Annotated in this window: 18 protein-coding genes and 1 pseudogene; 8 read left to right on the top strand and 11 right to left on the bottom strand. The window is 28.3% G+C overall.

Features of this window, described 5'->3' with window-relative positions; genetic code table 11:
- Positions 1–23: 23 nt before the first annotated feature.
- The 5 genes from N5A56_RS01485 (at position 24) to N5A56_RS01465 (ending at position 4,565) form a co-directional block, all read left to right on the top strand.
- Positions 24–905 carry an AAA family ATPase gene (locus N5A56_RS01485; RefSeq protein ID WP_265724092.1) on the top strand — a complete coding sequence of 294 codons (882 nt, stop codon included), beginning with the start codon at positions 24–26 and terminating at the stop codon, positions 903–905.
- Positions 889–1,869: a DUF3871 family protein gene (locus N5A56_RS01480; RefSeq protein WP_265724093.1), complete on the top strand. Its 981-nt coding sequence runs from the start codon at positions 889–891 to the stop codon at positions 1,867–1,869. Before N5A56_RS01485 ends, N5A56_RS01480 begins: the two co-directional genes overlap by 17 nt.
- A gap of 51 nt (positions 1,870–1,920) precedes the next feature.
- Positions 1,921–2,166: a hypothetical protein gene (locus N5A56_RS01475; RefSeq protein ID WP_265724094.1), complete on the top strand. Its 246-nt coding sequence runs from the start codon at positions 1,921–1,923 to the stop codon at positions 2,164–2,166.
- Between the two features lie 361 nt (positions 2,167–2,527).
- Positions 2,528–3,799, top strand: a complete 1,272-nt coding sequence (locus tag N5A56_RS01470; protein ID WP_265724095.1) for a hypothetical protein — start codon at positions 2,528–2,530, stop codon at positions 3,797–3,799.
- 103 nt (positions 3,800–3,902) lie between these two features.
- On the top strand, positions 3,903–4,565 hold the full coding sequence (locus tag N5A56_RS01465) for a GIY-YIG nuclease family protein (RefSeq protein WP_265724096.1): 663 nt from the start codon (positions 3,903–3,905) through the stop codon (positions 4,563–4,565).
- Between the two features lie 24 nt (positions 4,566–4,589).
- Here the strand turns inward: N5A56_RS01465 and N5A56_RS01460 are convergent, their stop codons facing one another.
- Positions 4,590–5,807: an AAA family ATPase gene (locus N5A56_RS01460; RefSeq protein WP_265724097.1), complete on the bottom strand. Its 1,218-nt coding sequence runs from the start codon at positions 5,805–5,807 to the stop codon at positions 4,590–4,592.
- A 383-nt stretch (positions 5,808–6,190) separates the two neighbouring features.
- Here N5A56_RS01460 and N5A56_RS17640 point away from each other — a divergent pair.
- Positions 6,191–6,367, top strand: a pseudogene (locus N5A56_RS17640) (hypothetical protein); the annotation flags it as partial.
- Between the two features lie 653 nt (positions 6,368–7,020).
- Here the strand turns inward: N5A56_RS17640 and N5A56_RS01455 are convergent.
- From N5A56_RS01455 to N5A56_RS17300, 10 genes are all read right to left on the bottom strand, one after another.
- Positions 7,021–7,518: a GNAT family N-acetyltransferase gene (locus N5A56_RS01455; RefSeq protein WP_265724098.1), complete on the bottom strand. Its 498-nt coding sequence runs from the start codon at positions 7,516–7,518 to the stop codon at positions 7,021–7,023.
- A 23-nt stretch (positions 7,519–7,541) separates the two neighbouring features.
- Entirely contained in the window at positions 7,542–7,931 is a 390-nt protein-coding gene (locus N5A56_RS01450) for a tautomerase family protein (protein ID WP_265724099.1), read from the bottom strand.
- Between the two features lie 190 nt (positions 7,932–8,121).
- On the bottom strand, positions 8,122–8,946 hold the full coding sequence (locus N5A56_RS01445) for a nuclear transport factor 2 family protein (protein ID WP_265724100.1): 825 nt from the start codon (positions 8,944–8,946) through the stop codon (positions 8,122–8,124).
- Between the two features lie 137 nt (positions 8,947–9,083).
- Positions 9,084–9,509, bottom strand: a complete 426-nt coding sequence (locus N5A56_RS01440) for a hypothetical protein (protein WP_265724101.1) — start codon at positions 9,507–9,509, stop codon at positions 9,084–9,086.
- A 439-nt stretch (positions 9,510–9,948) separates the two neighbouring features.
- The gene (locus tag N5A56_RS01435; RefSeq protein ID WP_265724102.1) at positions 9,949–11,754 is read right to left on the bottom strand and encodes a helix-turn-helix domain-containing protein; all 1,806 of its coding nucleotides are present in this window, start codon (positions 11,752–11,754) and stop codon (positions 9,949–9,951) included.
- A 498-nt stretch (positions 11,755–12,252) separates the two neighbouring features.
- Positions 12,253–12,774: a hypothetical protein gene (locus N5A56_RS01430; RefSeq protein ID WP_265724103.1), complete on the bottom strand. Its 522-nt coding sequence runs from the start codon at positions 12,772–12,774 to the stop codon at positions 12,253–12,255.
- Positions 12,775–13,065: 291 nt separating this feature from the next.
- The gene (locus N5A56_RS01425) at positions 13,066–14,793 is read right to left on the bottom strand and encodes a S41 family peptidase (RefSeq protein WP_265724104.1); all 1,728 of its coding nucleotides are present in this window, start codon (positions 14,791–14,793) and stop codon (positions 13,066–13,068) included.
- A gap of 244 nt (positions 14,794–15,037) precedes the next feature.
- A complete protein-coding gene (locus tag N5A56_RS01420) occupies positions 15,038–15,247 on the bottom strand; it encodes a hypothetical protein (protein WP_265724105.1) in 210 nt (69 codons plus the stop codon).
- 132 nt (positions 15,248–15,379) lie between these two features.
- The gene (locus tag N5A56_RS01415; RefSeq protein ID WP_265724106.1) at positions 15,380–16,234 is read right to left on the bottom strand and encodes a CPBP family intramembrane glutamic endopeptidase; all 855 of its coding nucleotides are present in this window, start codon (positions 16,232–16,234) and stop codon (positions 15,380–15,382) included.
- 324 nt (positions 16,235–16,558) lie between these two features.
- Positions 16,559–16,681 carry a helix-turn-helix domain-containing protein gene (locus N5A56_RS17300; protein WP_337994737.1) on the bottom strand — a complete coding sequence of 41 codons (123 nt, stop codon included), beginning with the start codon at positions 16,679–16,681 and terminating at the stop codon, positions 16,559–16,561.
- A 901-nt stretch (positions 16,682–17,582) separates the two neighbouring features.
- On the opposite strand from N5A56_RS17300, the gene N5A56_RS01410 reads away from it, so the two are divergent.
- Together N5A56_RS01410 and N5A56_RS01405 are read left to right on the top strand one after the other, a co-directional pair.
- Entirely contained in the window at positions 17,583–18,065 is a 483-nt protein-coding gene (locus N5A56_RS01410) for a hypothetical protein (protein ID WP_265724107.1), read from the top strand.
- A 231-nt stretch (positions 18,066–18,296) separates the two neighbouring features.
- Complete coding sequence (locus tag N5A56_RS01405; RefSeq protein WP_337994752.1) at positions 18,297–18,884, top strand: gluconokinase; 588 nt, start codon at positions 18,297–18,299, stop codon at positions 18,882–18,884.
- Positions 18,885–18,973: the final 89 nt, after the last annotated feature.

The following is an 18,973-nucleotide window of genomic DNA, read 5'->3' as shown; positions in this document are numbered from 1 at the left end:
TATAAACAATAATATTTAAAATTATGCAATTAAGAAAATCCGCAAGGAAACAAGCTAAAATTAAGATGGCTTTACAAGGTAGTGCTGGTAGTGGAAAAACGATGAGTTCATTGCTTTTAGCAAAAGGTTTAACTAATAATGACCTATCAAAAGTAGCAGTAATTGATTCTGAAAATGGTTCAGCAGATTTGTATGCACATCTTGGAGAATATAATGTCATTAGAATTTCTCCACCATTTACTCCAGAAAAATATATACAGGCTATAGATATATGTTTAGAGGCAAATATGGATGTTATAGTGTTAGATTCCATATCACAAGTGTGGGATGAGCTAATAGATTTCCATTCAAAATTACCAGGTAATAGTTTTACCAATTGGAATAAAGTAACACCACGTCAAAAAGCTTTTATAAATAAGATTTTACAGGCAAATGCTCATATTATAGCAACAATGAGAACAAAACAAGATTATGTTTTGAATCAGAAGAATGGTAAATATATTCCAGAAAAAGTAGGTTTAAAGGCGGTTCAACGCGATGGTGTTGATTATGAATTTACTTTAGTTTTTGAAGTCGATATTAAACACTTTGCAATTGCAAGTAAAGACAGAACTGGATTATTTACTAACTCACCAGATTTTAAAATTTCAGAAGCTACAGGTAGATTAATTTTAGATTGGTGTCATCAAGGTTTATCTATTGAAAAAGCTAAAAAAGAAATAGCAGAATGCACAACAGTTGAAGGATTGAGACATTTATATCAAAAATATTCAAGTCTAAAAAAGGAATTGAACAATACTATTTTAAATCGTAAACAAGAAATTGAGAAAGTAAAATCTATGATAGTAGATAATAAAGAAATTATTCACAATAATAAAACATCAGAAAATGGAATTAGTAGCTAATCAACAAGTACAAGATATGATTGAAGATACTACAAATTTAGTACAGAAATCATCAAGTAAATTTATAGAAGCAAATACTGTAGAGGTAAGTTTAAATCACTTAAAACAAGATTGCATAATCCCAGTTTTTGCCAAGGACAACGAAACTACATTGTCTCATTTTGAATTTATTGATGCTACCAAGGAAATTGCAGAATCTGCATTTAATGGAGCATTTATAACTCCCTCTATTAGAGTTTCTCATCAAATTAAAGGTAGAATTCCTTCTGCAATCGGGAAGCCTGTAAAAGAGCTCTTAGAACATGAGAAAACTACCTACTATGAGCGTATGGCTTTTATGATGGAAATACCAAATAGACAAATGGTCGTAAATAATCAAATACTTAATTTATCAATTGGAGGTGTTAGGGCTTATAACCAAGAAAATTTATTTTCTAAAAAATCTATTGAAAAATTTAAGGTATTTATTGGTTACAAAAATACAGTTTGTACAAACCTTTGTATAGCAACGGATGGTTTGAATTCAGAAATTAGAGTTAGTAGTATTCAAGAGTTACAAGAAGCTGTAAAAAACCTTATCTATAATTATAATCAAGAATCACATATAGAAAAATTGGAAAGGTTAAGTAATTATTATTTAGATGAAAAACAGTTTGCACATTTAATTGGTAAGATGCGTATGTATCATTATTTATCAAAAATAGAAAAGCAAGGAAAATTTCCATTACAGCTAACAGATTCTCAAATTGGTTCTGTGGTTAAAGATTATTTTACTGATGACAATTTCAAAAGAACAGATAATCAAATTAGTTTATGGAATGTTTACAATCTTTTTACTGAAGCAAACAAGTCGTCATACATAGATTCTAATTTAGAACGAAACGTTAATACACACGAGTTTATACAAAACATAGCTAATTCTATTGAAAATAGCATACCTAACTGGTACCTAGCAACATTATAATATAGCTATTTTGTGTAAACTGATTAATAACCAAGTTTAAAAAAAATGAAAATGAATGATGAAGAATTAGCAGATTTATTAAAATATATTTCTCCTTTTGAGATTTTAATTGTGAACTCAAATAATGAATTGGAATGTTTAAAATGTCCTTTTAAAGTTAAAGTAAAGTATGATATAGGTGTTTTAGAAAAAGATGAAATTGTTTTAGTAGACAAAGTAAAAATCACAAGAGAATTATTATCTGTTTATGTTGTTAAAAACCAATCTTATTATTGCTATCATTTTACACTTATTTAAAGAAAGTTGTTATACTGTATTTTTATCCTATTGGAGTTTTTGAGACTGCATCAACTAAAAAAAATGCTCCTGAAAATAGACTAGTAATTAGATATACTGCTTTAGTTGCATTTAATGCATTATTATTGCGGTATATTTATTTTATTAAAATAATACGTGTCTTTATTGATAAAAACGCAATAATACTGTTAAAATAATTAGGATTTGTCATTTATTTTTTGTACCTTTGTATATGTTTTTGGATAGGATGGTTGAGGTATGTAGAGTGATGAAATCCAAGTTTAAACTTCACAAGTAAATAGTTTTTATTTAACTTTTTTAACTGTCTATTCAATTATATATAACTTAAAAAAGATATAATATGAAAGTAGAAATTATTGATGAGCTTATGGGTACAGGAAAAACTTATAGAGCAATTTTAAAAATGAATGAATGTGTAAAGTCTGGAAAAAAATTCGTGTATATAACACCATTTTTAGAGGAAGTACAAAGAATTAAAGATAGTTTACCAGAAAATTCTGTGTCAATTCCTTTAGACCCTGATGAAAATATCCATTATAATATTCATTCTGGATTGATTAGAAAAGATGGAAGTATTGACCTTAATTCAAAAGATAAATTTGTTAAACTAAATAAAAGAGGTCAATTTCTAAAATTTATTTCTTTAGGACAAAATGTTATAGCTACTCATAAACTATTTATGTTATTAAAGGAAGAAGATTCAAGCTATTTAAAAGACTATATTCTAATACTAGATGAAGCTGTAAACCCTCTGAAATTAAATTATCTTGGTGAAAAGGACATAGAATTATTAGTTAGTCAAAATCATATTTTAATTGAAGAAAAAACAAAAAGAGTAAGATTTATTAATGATGATTATAAAGGGAGATTTGATGATATAAAAAAATTGTGCAGAAGCAATACCGTTTACCATCTAGATAAGAATAATCTTGTTTGGGTCTTTCCAATTAAAATCTTTAAAGCTTTTAAAGAAGTACAAATTTTAACCTATTTATTTAAAGGAACTTTATTATGTGCTTATTTGAAATTGCATAATATTAGTTTTAATATTAAAGATAGTTACACTCTAAATCAATTGACTGAAATTAAAAGGGCATTAAATATTTATTTAGGTGTTGCTAATGAATCTAAAAATTCAATGAATACCTACAGTGTTACTTATTGCACTAATATTAGTAGGAAATCCTCTAAACAAATAAGTGATAGAACATCTTATATTTTTAGGAAAAAATTTAAGACTAAATCCAAAGAGAATGCTTACACAACTTTTAAAGTTTCAGAAACTAAATTATCAGGGGGAAGTTATTCAAAAGGATTTATTCCTGTAAATTCAAGAGCAACAAATAAATACAGTAATATTAAATCAATGGCTTATTTGGCAAGTAGATATAATCATCCACAAAATGTTAACTTTTTTAGACAACGTGGTATTGAATTAAATGAAGAATTGTTTGCTTTAGGGGAATTAGTACAATGGATATGGAGAGGATGCATTAGGAAAAAAGAAAATATGAATTTGTATATACCAAGTTATAAAATGAGACAACTATTAATTAGATGGTTGAATGGAGAGTTTTTATGTATTAATAAAGTAGGTAAAAAAACAGCATAAAAAAAATTACCTAAAAGCATTAGGTAAATGAGTTTTTAAACCCTTTAACAGTAAGGGTTGTAGAGGGTGTTCCCTAAAGAGAAATTAAAAAAAGAAAGAGAATATGAAAGAGACAATTACTTATAATTATATATACAAGGTTACTAACAATATAGATAATAAAATCTATATTGGAGCAACAACAAAGTCTATTGAAGAAAGAAAAAAAGACCATTTAAAGAAATCTAAAAAAGGTAAGAGTTATGCATTTCAAAATGCAATTGCTACTTATGGAATAGAAGCTTTCAAGTGGGAGGTTTTAGAAACTGTAGCAACAAAAGATGAATTAGCTAATAAAGAAAAAGAATATATTTTAGAATATAATTCAAAAGAAGATGGATACAACATGTCAATTGGCGGAGAGCTTGAAAAGACTGTTTATCAATATGATATATCATCTGGTAAATTATTGAACAAATACTCTAATTTAACTAATGCAGGAGCTGTAATTGGTTTAAATAAACAAGATTTATCAAAGGTTTGTTTAAGTGTTAATAAGGTTTGTAAAGGCTTCTATTGGACATATGATTATGTTGAGAAATTTATCCCTAAACAAGATTTAAGAAGAAAAGTTGTGCATCAATATACTTTACCTGGTATATTTATAAAAGAATTTGTTTCAGTATCAGAAGCTTCAAGTCAAACAGGTTGTAATAAATCTGGAATAGCTAAAGTGTGCAGAGGTGAAAGAAAGCATTGTGGTAATTATTTATGGAAATATAGTTAGTTTTTAGAAGAAAGAAAAGGAGGTTTAATTACCTCCTTTTTTATGCTCTTTAATTAAGTTATTAGCAGCAGTTTTACTTATTTCAAAGTTAGTGCCTTTTAATAATTCTTCAATTTTTCTAAAGGAATTACCAGCGCTATGTAATTCTATAACTTTATTTAATATCTCTTTATTATTTGATTTTGCTTTAATACTCTTTGAGCCTTTTTGACCAGTATTAGAAAAGGTTAAATCATTTGAAAAGTTAAGAATATGAGATTGGTTTTTTTGGTCATTTTCAAGAAAGTTAGATTTTAAAACCCATAAATCTTTTAGGTTATGACTTTTAGAATTACTTCTGATTTCCAAAACAACTTTCATTTTAGCTTCAAATGCTTGAGAACCTATAATACTATCTTTAGAGGGTTTGTTGTTTTGAGTTCTTTTACCTGTATGGTGAAGAAAAACTACCAAACAGTCATTTTTTTTAGCAAGGCTATCATAAGTATTTAGAAAATTTCTTACTTGAGTATTTGAATTTAACTCATTAGAGAAAACATCTGTAAAAGCATCAATAATAATCAAGTCAACAGGAGATTCTGTAATCATATCCTCTAATCTTTCGTAGAGGTTGTCAGTATCGAATAAAAATGTCAAATTTTTAATAAGGTCTAAATCATCATTTTTATCAGTAATACTTTTTATTTGTTTCCTTATGGAATGGCTAACACTAAAAGCACCATCTTCTGTGCTTACATAAATTACTTTATTGTGTTTAGGCTTTAGTTTAAAACCAATAAAATCCTCTTTTTGTAAAACAATAGATAAAGCTAACTGCCTTAAAAAGGTAGATTTACCTGTATCTGAGGTGCCAACTAAAGAAGCAAGTCCAGATTTTTGAAAGAATGGTTCTACAAGCTTAGGAACGCTCTCAATATTAAGATTTAACAACTCTAATGCATTAAAAGAGGTTTTGTCACTAATGTCTTTAACCTGTTTCTTAACATTATTAATTTTATCAGGTGATTTTTTAATTTGACTAATATTAATACCAAACATAGACATATCAGCTTTCTTTAAATTTAAAGCATTCATTTCTTTAAAAATGAAATTTATATCGTCCTCATTTTTATTATGTTTTTTATCTGTAATTTTTTGTAATTCTTTTGTGGGAGCTTGGCTAGAAATTGTTACACCTAATTTATCTAAAATATCTTTAGCCGAATCTTCTTTAGGTTTTGAAGGATTAGTTTTTTTAGTCATTAGAATTTTTTAACAATATATAACATTTCAGTATTAATAATAAAATAGTGTCCTATTTATTATATTATATAAGGGACAGGACAGTTAATATAATTACAAAAATGGCACACTTTTAGGAACACTTGTTTTGAAATGTATATACAAGAGACTAATATTTAGTTGTTTAGTGTCGAAGGTTCGAATCCTTCAGGGCTCACTTAAGCCGCGCTAGTAATAGTGCGGCTTTTTGTTGTTTTACGTTTTCTTTTGTTTGGTTGTATTTGTCTTTATTTTGGTATATTTACGCGTAAATCTGTGAAAAATCTGTGAAATTTTTTAATAGCTATGGAGGGAAATATATTTTTAGAAACTAGGGAAGCGCAAAAAAGGAAAAAGGTTTCCCGGTAGTTGTAGATCTGAATCATAAAGGTAAGCGTTTGTTTTTTACGTTAAAAATGTATTTCGAAAAATCTGAATGGGATTTTAAAAACCAGTTGCCAAAAAATGACAAAAAGCAATTTGTAGTCATAAAAAAAGAAGTTGCTTTTAGAGAATATTTTATTAGATATTTTGTCTGGTGAAACATTTACGCTGCAAGAGGTTAAGGAAACATTGTTGGGAGAAACTGTAAAAATAAATACAACCTCTTTTTATGAGTTTTTCTTGCTGTTTATTAAGGAGAAAAAAATAATCTTCCAAATTTAGGTTTACTAAGTCTCATAAATGTATCTGTAATAGTAGCTGAAGATGTAATAACTTTCACTAAAATTTCATTCTGTTTTGAGTGTGGTTTTTCAGTTTCTATAATTTGATAACCTCTGGTGAATCATAATTTTTGTAAATTGTTGATTTCATAATTTGTGATATTTACAACAAAGTTGCAATTTATTTTAAGTTTAAAACTTCGTGTTTAGAAATCAGACCTATAAAAAAATGGTACACAACTATAGAAGTCATATACCAAATCAAAGGGGGAATATTAATATTATAACCCTATTTTATATTAAAATAATTTCTAAGATAACATCAAAGTATTATCATTCTCACTAAAATAATTTATTGATGATAAGTTAAATTGAATATGTGGAGCAATTCAATCACCAATCAGAACTAATTTTGTTTATCATTTTTAAGATATGAATTAGGTGTAATTCCTTCTATCTTTTAAAAAAAAGTATTGAATACAGTTTTATCAATTAAAATGGTGGCTTGTATTTACAAGTTATCTTTTTAACTAGTTACTTTTCCAATCATTATTTGCTAAAACTATAGAAGTTTCTACTTGTCGTTTAGGAATATTCCAATAAATCTTCAAAAGTTTATTTTTTTCGGTTTCAGGCAATACTTTGAATCCGTTTTTCTTATAAAAACTAATAGCCCAAGAAGCGTCAGCCCACGTGCCTATAAGAATTGGTGTTTCGGACATGTTAATCAGTTGATTAAGTAGTTTCCCACCTATTCCTTTTTGTCTTGCTGTGGTTCGGACATACGCATGACGAATTAATGTAACATCATCTTTAAATTGAATCCCCATTACCCCTAATATTCTATTATCTTTTACGAAATTCCAAAACTCTACACCTTCAATTATTTGTTTTTTCAATTCTTCTTTAGACATATATGGTTCTTGCCATCTATCAGAAGGAATTATGCCTTTATAGGCTATTGAAGCATCATTAATGATTTCATAGATTGTTTCAAAATCTTTTTTTTGGTCACTTTTAATAATCATACTATTTCTTAATTCTTTATAATTTAGATTTCAATTTTATAATTTAAGGAAACTTCATCGCCTGTCATACCTCTAAATCCCCAATTTGATGCACAACTTTCAATTATTGAAATTTCTATATCAGTTGTTGAAATATATAACTGCTCATGAATTTCTTTAAATAGCATTTTAATAAGATTCTTTTTGGTGTCAACTTTTCTTCCAGATATCATCATGATCTCAATGATAATGTATGCATCTGTTCTTCCTTCAGGATAGTAAAAATCTTCTTTTTCAAGATTAATAAACCTATGCGCTCGTTTGTCTTTAGGGTAACTTAATGATTCAACTACGCACTTATGAATAACATCAGACAATTTAGATTTTATATCTTTTAAATTTGTTCTTAATCCGTAAATTTTTATTTGTGACATTCTATTTTTCGTTATGTTTCTTTAATTGCTTACAATGTTATTGTATAAGATTTTTACGGCTTAAAAGTCTAAGGATTTTTAGCCTAGTACAAATGTTATTTGGTTGTTATGATTTTACAATTTTTGTATAAATCTAGCATAAATTTTATGCGTTGTTTTTTAAGTTTTTTTAATGAAAAAAAGAGCTAAATCAAAAAAGTTCCTGATGTGAAATCTTACTTACAATTTTCCAACCTTCTTTAGTTTTAAGCATATTCATATAATCAGTATACTTATATGTTTTATATTTTGTTGAAAGCTTTACATTTGCTGCTGTTCCTGTAATATCTATGTAATATATTTTGCTTACAAATGACCTAGTTTTGGTATTTGTGAAATAAGAGAAAAATTTTTCTATTGTTCTCATAGTGTATAAACCTTCAGCATTTATAAACTTTAACGTAGCATCAGGATGAAATGCTTCTCTAAGTAAATCTGGGTTATCGGTTTTTGTTCCATCAAAATAGAGATTAATTATTTTTTCTATTGCCTTTTTTTCATTTTCTTTATTTTCAATCTTTTTTAATGTGCCATTTTCATTATAGTATTTCCATTCGCCTATATCAATTCCATTTTCTCTTTCTCCAATTTTACTTATTTTTCCATTCTTAAAATAGTATTTCCATTCTCCTGTGAATTTTCCATTTTTATACTCTCCAATTGCTCTTAATGCACCATTATCGTGATAGTATTTCCATTCTCCTATATCTATTCCTTTCTGATACTTTCCAATTATTCTTAATACACCATTGTTGTGATAGTATTTCCATTCACCATTAAGCTTTCCATTTTCATATTTTCCAATTTTACTTATTTTACCATTCTCAAAATAGTATTTCCATTCTCCCGTATCTATTCCATTTATTTTTGTTCCTAAGACTTTTAAATTTCTTTTATTATAGTACTCTTTATACTCTTGAGCATTACTATTTGAAATGACTAATACTAATCCAATAAATAATAATATTTTTTTCATATTTCAATTTTTATTAAATAATTATGGTTGTTTTTTTTCATATTGTTCCTTTTTGCTGGACATGCTATTTGTTATTTTGTGCTTATTTATAGTCTGGCAACCCAAAAATTGTGAATCCTGACTTGTCAGAATATAGCTTAAAAACTCCACCCGATGTATATGTTTGGCTCAAAAAGAAAGTAGTTTCTCCATTTATTGTCCAACTGCTTAAATCCATCAGGAGAATTGTTGTCAAACATCCATTGATTACAATGAACCTGAGGTTCTATGAAAAATCGTTTTTTCTTTCCAAATGCGAAATGGTAGCCCATATGAACCGAGTTATAAACTTTAAAACCATTTCCAATTTTATTACCGTCTAAATCGCTATAGGTTTGAAACTGCGGTAAAACTTCAACAGTTGCAAATAGTCCTTTCCATAGCATACGTTGGTAAGTTATGCCTATTCCTGTTTCTCGTAAATATCCTGGATAGTATTCGCTTTTTGTCTCTAATTTATCTAGAAGACCATCCCACCAAGTGATTCCCATAGGTTGAAACAATCGCCAGGTGGCAAACTTCACACCTACGATGTTCTTATTATCCAGGTTGCGCTTTATATGAAGCTCTATCATTTGTGTATTTTCTCGATCGTCCCAGGATGCCCCGATTTGATCTGTTACAGTAAAAGAAGGGATACTTATCCTGTACTTATAGGTAACTTCAGTTTCTTTATCCACTGATGAGTTCGTTTGAGCAAAAGCACTAAGTGTGTAATAAAATAAAAGAATTGTTAATAGACTTTTCATGATAATAATATATTTTTTTAAAAAAATCCAATTTATACAAAGCACTTACCGTTATCTTTAGTTTATTTAGTAAACGGGAAAGGAATTATCATCCGATGATTATTTACTCTGCTTTATCGATTTGAAAGTGCAAAGATGAAGAGAAAAGAAAGTGGAATCGTCCTGAAATGAAATTACGGACTTTATAGTGAGATTTGGATTTTTTTAAACAGGCTTAAATTTCATTAGATCTCAACCAAGCTTTCGGTGTTATCCCTTCGTTTTTTTTAAAGAAGGCGTTGAATACCGTTTTAGAATTAAAGCCACTTTCATAAGCTATCGCTAAAAGGGTAAGGTGGCTATTGGCAGGGTTCAAGGCATTCCCTTTGAAGTTCTCCAATCGAAAACTATTGATGTATTTATTGAAGTTTTGGCCAATACATTCATTCAGCAACCAGGAAAGCTTGTTACTGCTAATATTCACTTTTTCGGCTAGTTTTCGTAAAGATAAAGATGGGTTTAGATACCAATTTTCTTCCTTCATTCCTTTACCAATCATTTCTAAAACCTTGTCGATTTCAGCAGCTGACATTAAGGCTTTGGGAGGGTCAATTCTTATTTGTTCTTCGGAATCAGTTGGTAATAGCTCTACACGGAAAACAGTTTGTACCAAATCCTGAAATCGCTGATATTGGTGTAAAGGTCGAAGAAGCGGAATATTCATAAAATTTATGATTTGACCGGTACGCATTTTGATCTTTTCCTCTAAAAAGTCCAAGGCCATTTCGTGTTTCCCAAAATGGACCATCAAGAATAATGGCCAGGGAAATCGTGCTGATCCAATATCCTCTTTTATCATAAAGCTCACTCTGCTGATATCAATATCGATCTTTTCTTCTGCATTGACCAGATTATACAATACTCTGCATTCTTCTGGTCTCTCGGCTAAAGGTGTTTGTCTTAAGAAGTTATTTAGTTTTTCGTAATCTTTCGTAAGAATTAAGCAGATTTGTTTTAATGCGATAGAATGTGTGAAATCAGGATTGATGCTTAAGGAGATCTCTATACAATCCAGAGCTTCGGTGTAGTCCTCGTTTAAATAATGAATATTTGCTTTGGTAAAATAATGATTCGTAGCAAAAGGATTGGTTTTTAAAATATTATCAACATGCCAGAGTGCCTTTTCGAAATACCCCACTGCTGTATATAATTCGCATAATCCTTCTTCTGCTTCCGTATAGGATGGATTAAGTTCTATTGCTTTTTGAAAATATTTATGCCCATTGATAAAATCCCAATGACTCCAAAAAGACAATGTCGCTTTACTAAAATACCCTACAAAAGATTGTTTGTTTAGATTAAACCCTTTGCTGAGTTTCTCTTTTGTCATCTGCAATAAACCTTTATTATTTCTCCATGATATGGACATGGCATAACAATACGCCAAACCAAAGTAAGGCAAAGCAAATGAGGGGTCTTTCGCTACACTTTGTTCATAGAGTTCTGTTGCTTTTGCGATTCCTGGTCCATCCCACATTAAATGCTGGTAGCGACCTTTAAGATAAAGGTTGTAGGCCTCTATGTTTTGTGTAGGTGCTTCAATTAGATGTTCCTGAATATTAAGGTGACCAAAATTTTCCCGTATCTGGTCAGTAATCTGTAAACTTATTTCATCTTGAACCACAAATATATCTTCTAATTCCCTATCGAAATTCTTTGACCAGAAATGAGTACCATCTTTAGTGCTAATTAGCTGAGCTGTAATGCGAACCTTGTTTTCGGATTTCCGGACACTTCCCTCCAAAATAGTACTTACCCCTAGCTGATCACCAATGGTTCTCACGTCTATATTTTTATTCTTAAAAGCAAAAGAGGATGTGCGGGCAATAACTTTCAAGCCCTTTACCGTGGTTAGGGCGTTGATTATTTCTTCAGTAATGCCATCGCTGAAATACTCATTCTCAGGGTCAGCGCTCATATTAACAAATGGGAGAACAGCTATGGATTTGTTGGGTGATGATATGGGTAGGTGGTTGCTCATTTTTTAATATAACTTTATCAGGGCTTCGAAAAACTGATATTGAATTTTTAATTAACTAAAACAGTTTTGTGTATGATTTCGTTGCATGATTCAGCAGCTAAATTAGCAAATACAAACCGAATAGAAAATCCACAAGGATCTTTGTAAATAGGCAAATACTAGTAATTAATCGTATACGTTGTGCCTATTGCACAATTCTTGTAAAAGTATTGAATATTTTGTGACTTGTTCTATGCAAAGCAAAAAGAAATGTCGGGAGAAATTATTCCATAATCCAAGTAATTCCTATAGTTAGAAAAAGAATGAAGATTAATAATACTTTTCTTTTTTTTATTAGTTGTTCCCGTTGATGAATTTAGTTAATAAGTCCATTTTTTAAATTTGCTTAGGTTGTATTTGGAAAACCATATAATGAAGCTTAGTGTCGAAATTAGATTGAAAAATCACTGGTTTTTTAACTTAGTTCTTTGTTTTCTTTGAGATTTTCCGTGTAAATAATTACAATGACGTTAAAGCACCTTTATAATTGACAGTAAAAGCAACACCTCTATTGTCAAAAGCGTTATAAATGAATTCATAGTCATTTCCTAATTTGTTTATCTTCAATGTTCCGTTTTGGTTTACCTCGTATACAATATCACCAGGTTGAAGTTCGTCATCGACAAATTGAGCATTATTAATAAAATATCCAAATACATTCTCTCCACATTTATATGTACCCTCTATTGTATTATCGTCCGTTATAAGTTCAATTTCTAAATACCAATCACCCCCATTAATAACATTGTTACTATCATTAAAGGTAATACCTTTTGGGAATAATGCCATAGAGTACTCATTGTTACCTCCTTCTTCAAAATTACCACCACTTATTTGATACGTTTGACCATCAAAATCAATTTTATTAGAGTAATCATTTTGACCTAAAATATTGTCATCATCTGATGAGCAACTGAATAATGTAATTGTTAAAAATAAAACAATTAAAAGATTCAATGATATTGTTAATTTTTTACGCATTTTAATTTATTTTTAATAATAGACGACAACTACACAACCATTGTTACTGAGCAATTCTTAAAAACTTGTTAAATAATTTTTTTGTGATTGTAACTGTTTATACTACCAAGTTTAGCGTTTTTATAAAAATAGTATTGAAATAGAATAATAATAATAATAATAAGGTTGAAATTGCCATAACAATTAGTCATACATGGCTTAAGTTTGTAAAACATTAAATTAGATTTATAAACAGAAAGCACAAATGCCCTATGTTTTTTATACATCTTTGTTATGCCTAGTTTTTATTTCCTATTTCTCCTTTATCACTTCATTTATAATATTCAGAGCCTTATCGTTACCATTAAAATAATCGATAGATGATAGACTTATCGGAATATGAGGCGCAATCCATTTACGATTATCCTCCGCCTTGGATGTTTGATGAAATTGTGTAGAAATCAATCCCATTAACCCTGAATACGGTAACTTAAACCAGCCAGCCTCTCCAATATGATTTGGTTTTGAACCACTAGGTTCTCCAACAATAATTGGATTTGTGTATTTTGTGATGTCTGTTAATAAATTTTGTGCTGCAGAAAAAGTTTCTCGTCCGATTATTACAAAAAGCTTCCCTTTAGGGCTCGTAACTTCAAAATTGATTACAGTTTTTAACATTGGGGGTAATATAGAGCCATTTCCACCGTGATTATGTCTTAGATCTAATATTAGATTTTGTATTCCGTTTTGAGCTATTTGATTTCGGATTTCTAAATTAAAATCTAGTAGTGATTGTTTTCTTTTTTGTGTGACTATATTAAATTGAACATAGATACTATTATCTTCTGGGAATAGTTTATACCAATATGGATTTTTCATTTTTGAAAGAAATAATGGCTGTTTCTTGTTTTTTAGTTTTGGAATTCTAGGGAAGTCCGAAAATTTCCAAATAATTGGGTTCATTGTTACTTTTTGAGATTTTCCTCTTGTATCACTCAACGTAATTGTTACTCTATTGGCATTTTTAATTATTCCTATACCCTGTAAGACATACGGTAGTCCTAAATAGTATGGACCTAACCAAAGTGTTTGCATATCGTTATCTCTCGCGTTTATTGTATTAGTTCTTTGAAGAGCTTCTTCGATAGTTGTATTTTCAATCGATTCTACTTTATAGCCTATCCATTGTTCAAAGCCTATCTCCGCATCAACAATGAATAGTCCATCATTAAACTTATAAAACTGAACTGGAAGTTTTTTTAAGGCACCTTTGTTTGGGGATGTTGGAATAATTAAGTTGTGTCCATTTCCTAAACGGCCAACAATCTTCATTAACTCTACAATTACTTGTTCATCATTTAATGCAGTTATTTTCGTTTTTAAATTTTTAAATTCTTTTGATAATTCTGTTCTGGAAATTGACTGATTAGGGCTATAGTGCAACTCGTGAATTCTTTTTTCTAGATATGAAATATCTTTAATCCAGGTTTCTTTTTTTGTATTTTTTGTTTGATTATCATTTCCAAATAAGGCTAAAAATTCGTCATCTGTATTGAAAATTTTAAAAGCAGGGTCATCTTTTAAAAACGGTTTTTCGTCATAACGAGATGCAAAGCCTTTTTGTAGCCATAATAATGAATTCTTCTTATCTCCATCTGCAGCATAGGCTTTAGCAATCTTAATCATTATATCATTTGAAGGTGCTGAACCTGTTGGAATATCTCTTAATATCGTACCTCCAGATTCAATAGTTTTTTTTAAGACAATAGTTGCATTTGCAAACTGTCCAGTTTCATAATAGGATAACCCTAATAAATAAAATAAATCAGCATCGTTTTCATATTGTGTAGTTAGGGTTTTTAAAACTTCAATGGATTCTTTCCATTTTTTACTTTTAACTAAATTTATGGCTTTATTCCTTTGATTGAAGTATTCAATAGTGTTTTCTATATCAATTTTTCTTGTTTGTGAAAAAGTATTTATAGTATTAAGAATAAATAGAAATAATATACTTAAGATTTTTAATGACTTTACTTTCATTTATATATGTGGTGGTTTATACTATTAAAGACTTCAATTAGATAGAAATGCTTGTCTTGTATATTTTATAATATCTTGTTCTGAAATATGGCTACAGGTTAAAATTAAATTTACGCTGATAATTTATATACCATATTCTGTGTTTTGAAATCTAAAGAAAAATCTAATCTTTTTTTTGTTGTATAAATTAATTGCATTTTTTCCAGCTCTTTTAACGTGATACAAATTGTCATAGGTTTTCTGTTTAATTTGGTCTTAGGTTCTCAATAAATTGTGCATCTACCCAGTATATATCTCCAGTATCAACACCATAAGTTCTATGAAAGAAAAAATACTTTTCATAGGGTGTAATACTTCCATATGCTTCTGAGGCTTTTGCATAAAATAGGTAGTGTTTTTTAGCTGTATAAGCAGTTAAAAGTATGTAAGAAATAAGTACTAAAAGAATATGCATTTTTTTTGTTTAAATTTTATAATTGTTGTCTTTATAGTAAATGCATAGCTACAATTATTGATTTTATGTTTTTGTTAAGTAATACTCTACGCAATTTTTTTACACTTTTTTGTAGGGAGCTGAGTTATTTATTTACAATTTTTCTTTAATTGCTTTTCTCCAAAAGTAAATTCCAAAAACACAAGTTACAATAGCAAACATAATTCCGTTTTCACCAAGCCAATGTTCCGTTCCTTTATTTTTAATTGTTAATTCGGGCAATATTTTTTGAATATATACATTACTTACTGCGTGAAAAATCACAGCTGTCCATAGGCTTTTAGATTTAAAAGTGTAGTAAGTCATAATGAACGACATTGAAATAATAACAACATAAAATGTCGTCAATTCCAAGATTACATTTTCACCATAATATACAATTAATGGCCAATGCCAAGTTGCCCAAATAACTCCACTAAAAATGGAAACACCAGTAAACGAAAGAACTTTTCTTAATTCAAAAATGAAAAAACCTCGCCACCCAATCTCTTCTCCTAAAGTTGTTGCTGATGCTCTTATAACTTCAATAGTTCCTAATAAGATAATAGCTATGATTGCAATCAAAGTTGGATTTAAAGTTCCTATTCCAATCAAACCAAGTTCTTTTCCCCAATCTATAATTAATTCTCCATTTGTCAAACTTCCAAAGACCAAAAACCAAATTAGTATATAAGTGATTAAGCCATATAAAGCAGGAATAAAATAAGAAAGTCGAATATATTTCCAATTTCCCCAATTCCAATTTAGAGAAGAAATAGGTCGTTTTATTATTTTTAACGTAATTAAAGTAGCTATGGCTGGACACCACATTAAACCTCCAATATATATTCGGGAAGGATATAAATTAACTATAGCATAATGGAATAGAGAGCTTAAAACTGTGACAATAGCGAGGAAAAGAAAGATTGTATTCCAAGTTTTTTTTCGTTCTGTTAAAATTTCTTGCATTTAAGTTTTTTGATTGGTTTTACAATATTTCTTTAAAGTTAGCATAAATTTTATATGCCTTAAGTTTGTCTTTTAATATTTTTGATAAAATAATAAGAAAGAATTAAGGTTAATAAATATGGTGAAGTTTTCGATTTCGACCAAATAAGTAATCCTCTCTCTCTTTTTTTTACTAAAGTCACGTTCAATTATTCTGTGAGATTTTATTTATAATTAAAGTATATTTTTCAGAAATACATGGGTAAAAAAATTAGTAGTTAGTACTTCTATTAGTCAAAAGTATTTAGAAATTGTTGAACAAAAGTTCTAATTTATAAATCAGAACTAATTTGGTTTATTATTTTTAAGATATGAGTTAGGTGTAATTCCTTCTATCTTTTTAAAAAAAGTATTGAATACAGTTTTTGAGTTAAAACCACTGTCGTATGCTACAACCATTATGGTCAATCCTTTGTTTTCTTCTAATTATCAATACTGACCGCTCTTTTAAATAACTCTTTTTTATATAGAAACCGGGATAAAGTACCTCCATTAGCACTATATTTTTTAAACAATCCATCGTGATCACATTTTTAAATTCCTTAGATAATTTGTATAGTTTAGTTTTTCAGCCTTTAGTTATCTTTTTAAACCAGTACTCTTTTTTAGATTGGATAGGAGGTCTTTAAATCTATTTCTTGACTATGAGTTAATCTTAAAGTAAGGTTTCCTATATCTCTAGTACTTCTGTATTGATATATAATCTTCCCATATGTTTTTATTTGAATAATGTAAAAATAAATAAATAGTACGAAATGATTTTATATTTAGTTTTTTTCAATCTATTTAAAAGCTGAATATCTTAATCTATAAGATGTAAATGTTTATTTCCATTTAATATGATTTATTTAAATCAAAGGTTCGAATCTTTCAGAGCTCACTTAAAGCTTCACAGAAATGTGAGGCTTTTTTGTTTTAAGTCAATTAGAGAAGGGTTTTAACCCAATGTTTGATAATTATAAACGCCTTATTTAAATCTCAAAAATTATCAAATATATCCCTTTCTGGGGATACTAAAAGACACCCGTTTTATCTTGGAGGTACCCATTTTTAATTTTAAAAAAATAGATATATGAATAACAGATCAATGCTAAAAGTTCTACTATTTTGAATTTATCCAACAACTTTTGGACTTGATTCTTTATATTTAAAATATTTTGTATTATTTATCGATGAATAAAATTAAACGGAAGATTTGCTGCAGTTCATCTATAGAGAAGTTTTGTTAATCGAAAGAGAACTTATGTAATCTTAAAAACAAATTATCTTTACTGTGTAGTTCATTTTTAATAATTAAAATACCCCAGTTATGAAGGCATTAAAAAAATTAATAGTTTTATTTATCATTCTTATTGGAATCTTTTCTTTTTCTAAAAAAGAACATGTAAAAATAAAGTCTAGTCTTAATTTAGAAAAAATAGATGTAATTAATTTACTATCAAACAGTCAGTTTGAATGTAGGCCTTCGTCAGAACTTAGTTTTTATATTGAAACTAAATTAATAAAAAAATCTCGTGGATATAATACTATCGATACAAGCGTTTTTGTTTTAGATTTGATTTCTGATGAGTATAATTTACTTGCAAAAGAAGAAATAATTGTTCCTTTTCATAAAGATTCATTTATAAATTATGAATCTAAAGATAATATTGTTATTACTGCAACTTTAATTAATGGAGATAAAGTACTTAGGAGTGATTCTAAGACTGCATACTCTTTAAGCCAACTTTTAAAATACGATGTAATATATAGCAGATATTTAAGATCGGTAAATAGGCTATTAAAAAGTTAATTATTTTAACTTATAGCAAAATATTTTTGATTTTAAGCTTCACATATTTGTGAAGCTTTTTTTTGTATAGTATTGTTTTACTTTATTTTAAGTGTTTTAAAACATTTTTATAAATTGAATATGATTATTAAAAAATAAAATGTATTTTTGGGTGCCCAAATTGGTTAACCAAAAAATGAAAAAAAATAAAATTATCTTTATTATGGGGTTTCAGGTGTTGGTAAAAGTACTATTGGTAGTATTTTATCAAAATCACTTAACATTCCTTTCTTTGATGGAGATGATTATCATCCAGAAAGTAATGTTTTAAAAATGTCTAAAGGACAACCTTTAAATGATGAGGATAGGATAGGTTGGTTAAAAACTTTAAATGAACTTGCAATAAATCAGTCAAAAAATAAAGGCTGTGTAATAGTATGTTCAGCATTAAAAGAGTTTTATCGTGATATTTTAACTGTAGATATCCAAAATAATTCGAAATGGGTTTTTCTTCATGGCTCATTTAATCAAATTACAGATAGAATTAATAATCGAGAAGGTCATTTTATGAGTTCAGATTTATTAAAATCTCAATTCGATATTTTAGAAGAACCAAAAAACGCTATAAAAATAGATATTAGTTTAACTCCAAACAAAATTGTAGAAGTGATAGAAAAAGAATTATTAAAAAAATCTGAATTTGGTTTATTTGGATTAGGAGTAATGGGTAAAAATATTAGTAGAAATTTAGCAAATAAAGGTTTTAATGTTTCATTATTTAATAGGCATGTAGTTGGTTTAGAGGAAAATGTGGCAATAAATTTAAAAATGAATTTGTAGAGTTGCCAACTGCATTACCGTTTTCAAATGTAGAATTGTTTGTAAAATCTTTACAAAGACCAAGAAAGATAATGTTAATGGTTAATGCA

Origin of the sequence: Polaribacter ponticola (genome assembly GCF_026191475.2) — a bacterium.
Taxonomy (GTDB): Bacteria; Bacteroidota; Bacteroidia; order Flavobacteriales; family Flavobacteriaceae; genus Polaribacter; species Polaribacter ponticola.
The sequence above is the reverse complement of the archived record's forward strand: the minus strand, read 5'-3'. Positions and strand labels throughout refer to the sequence as shown.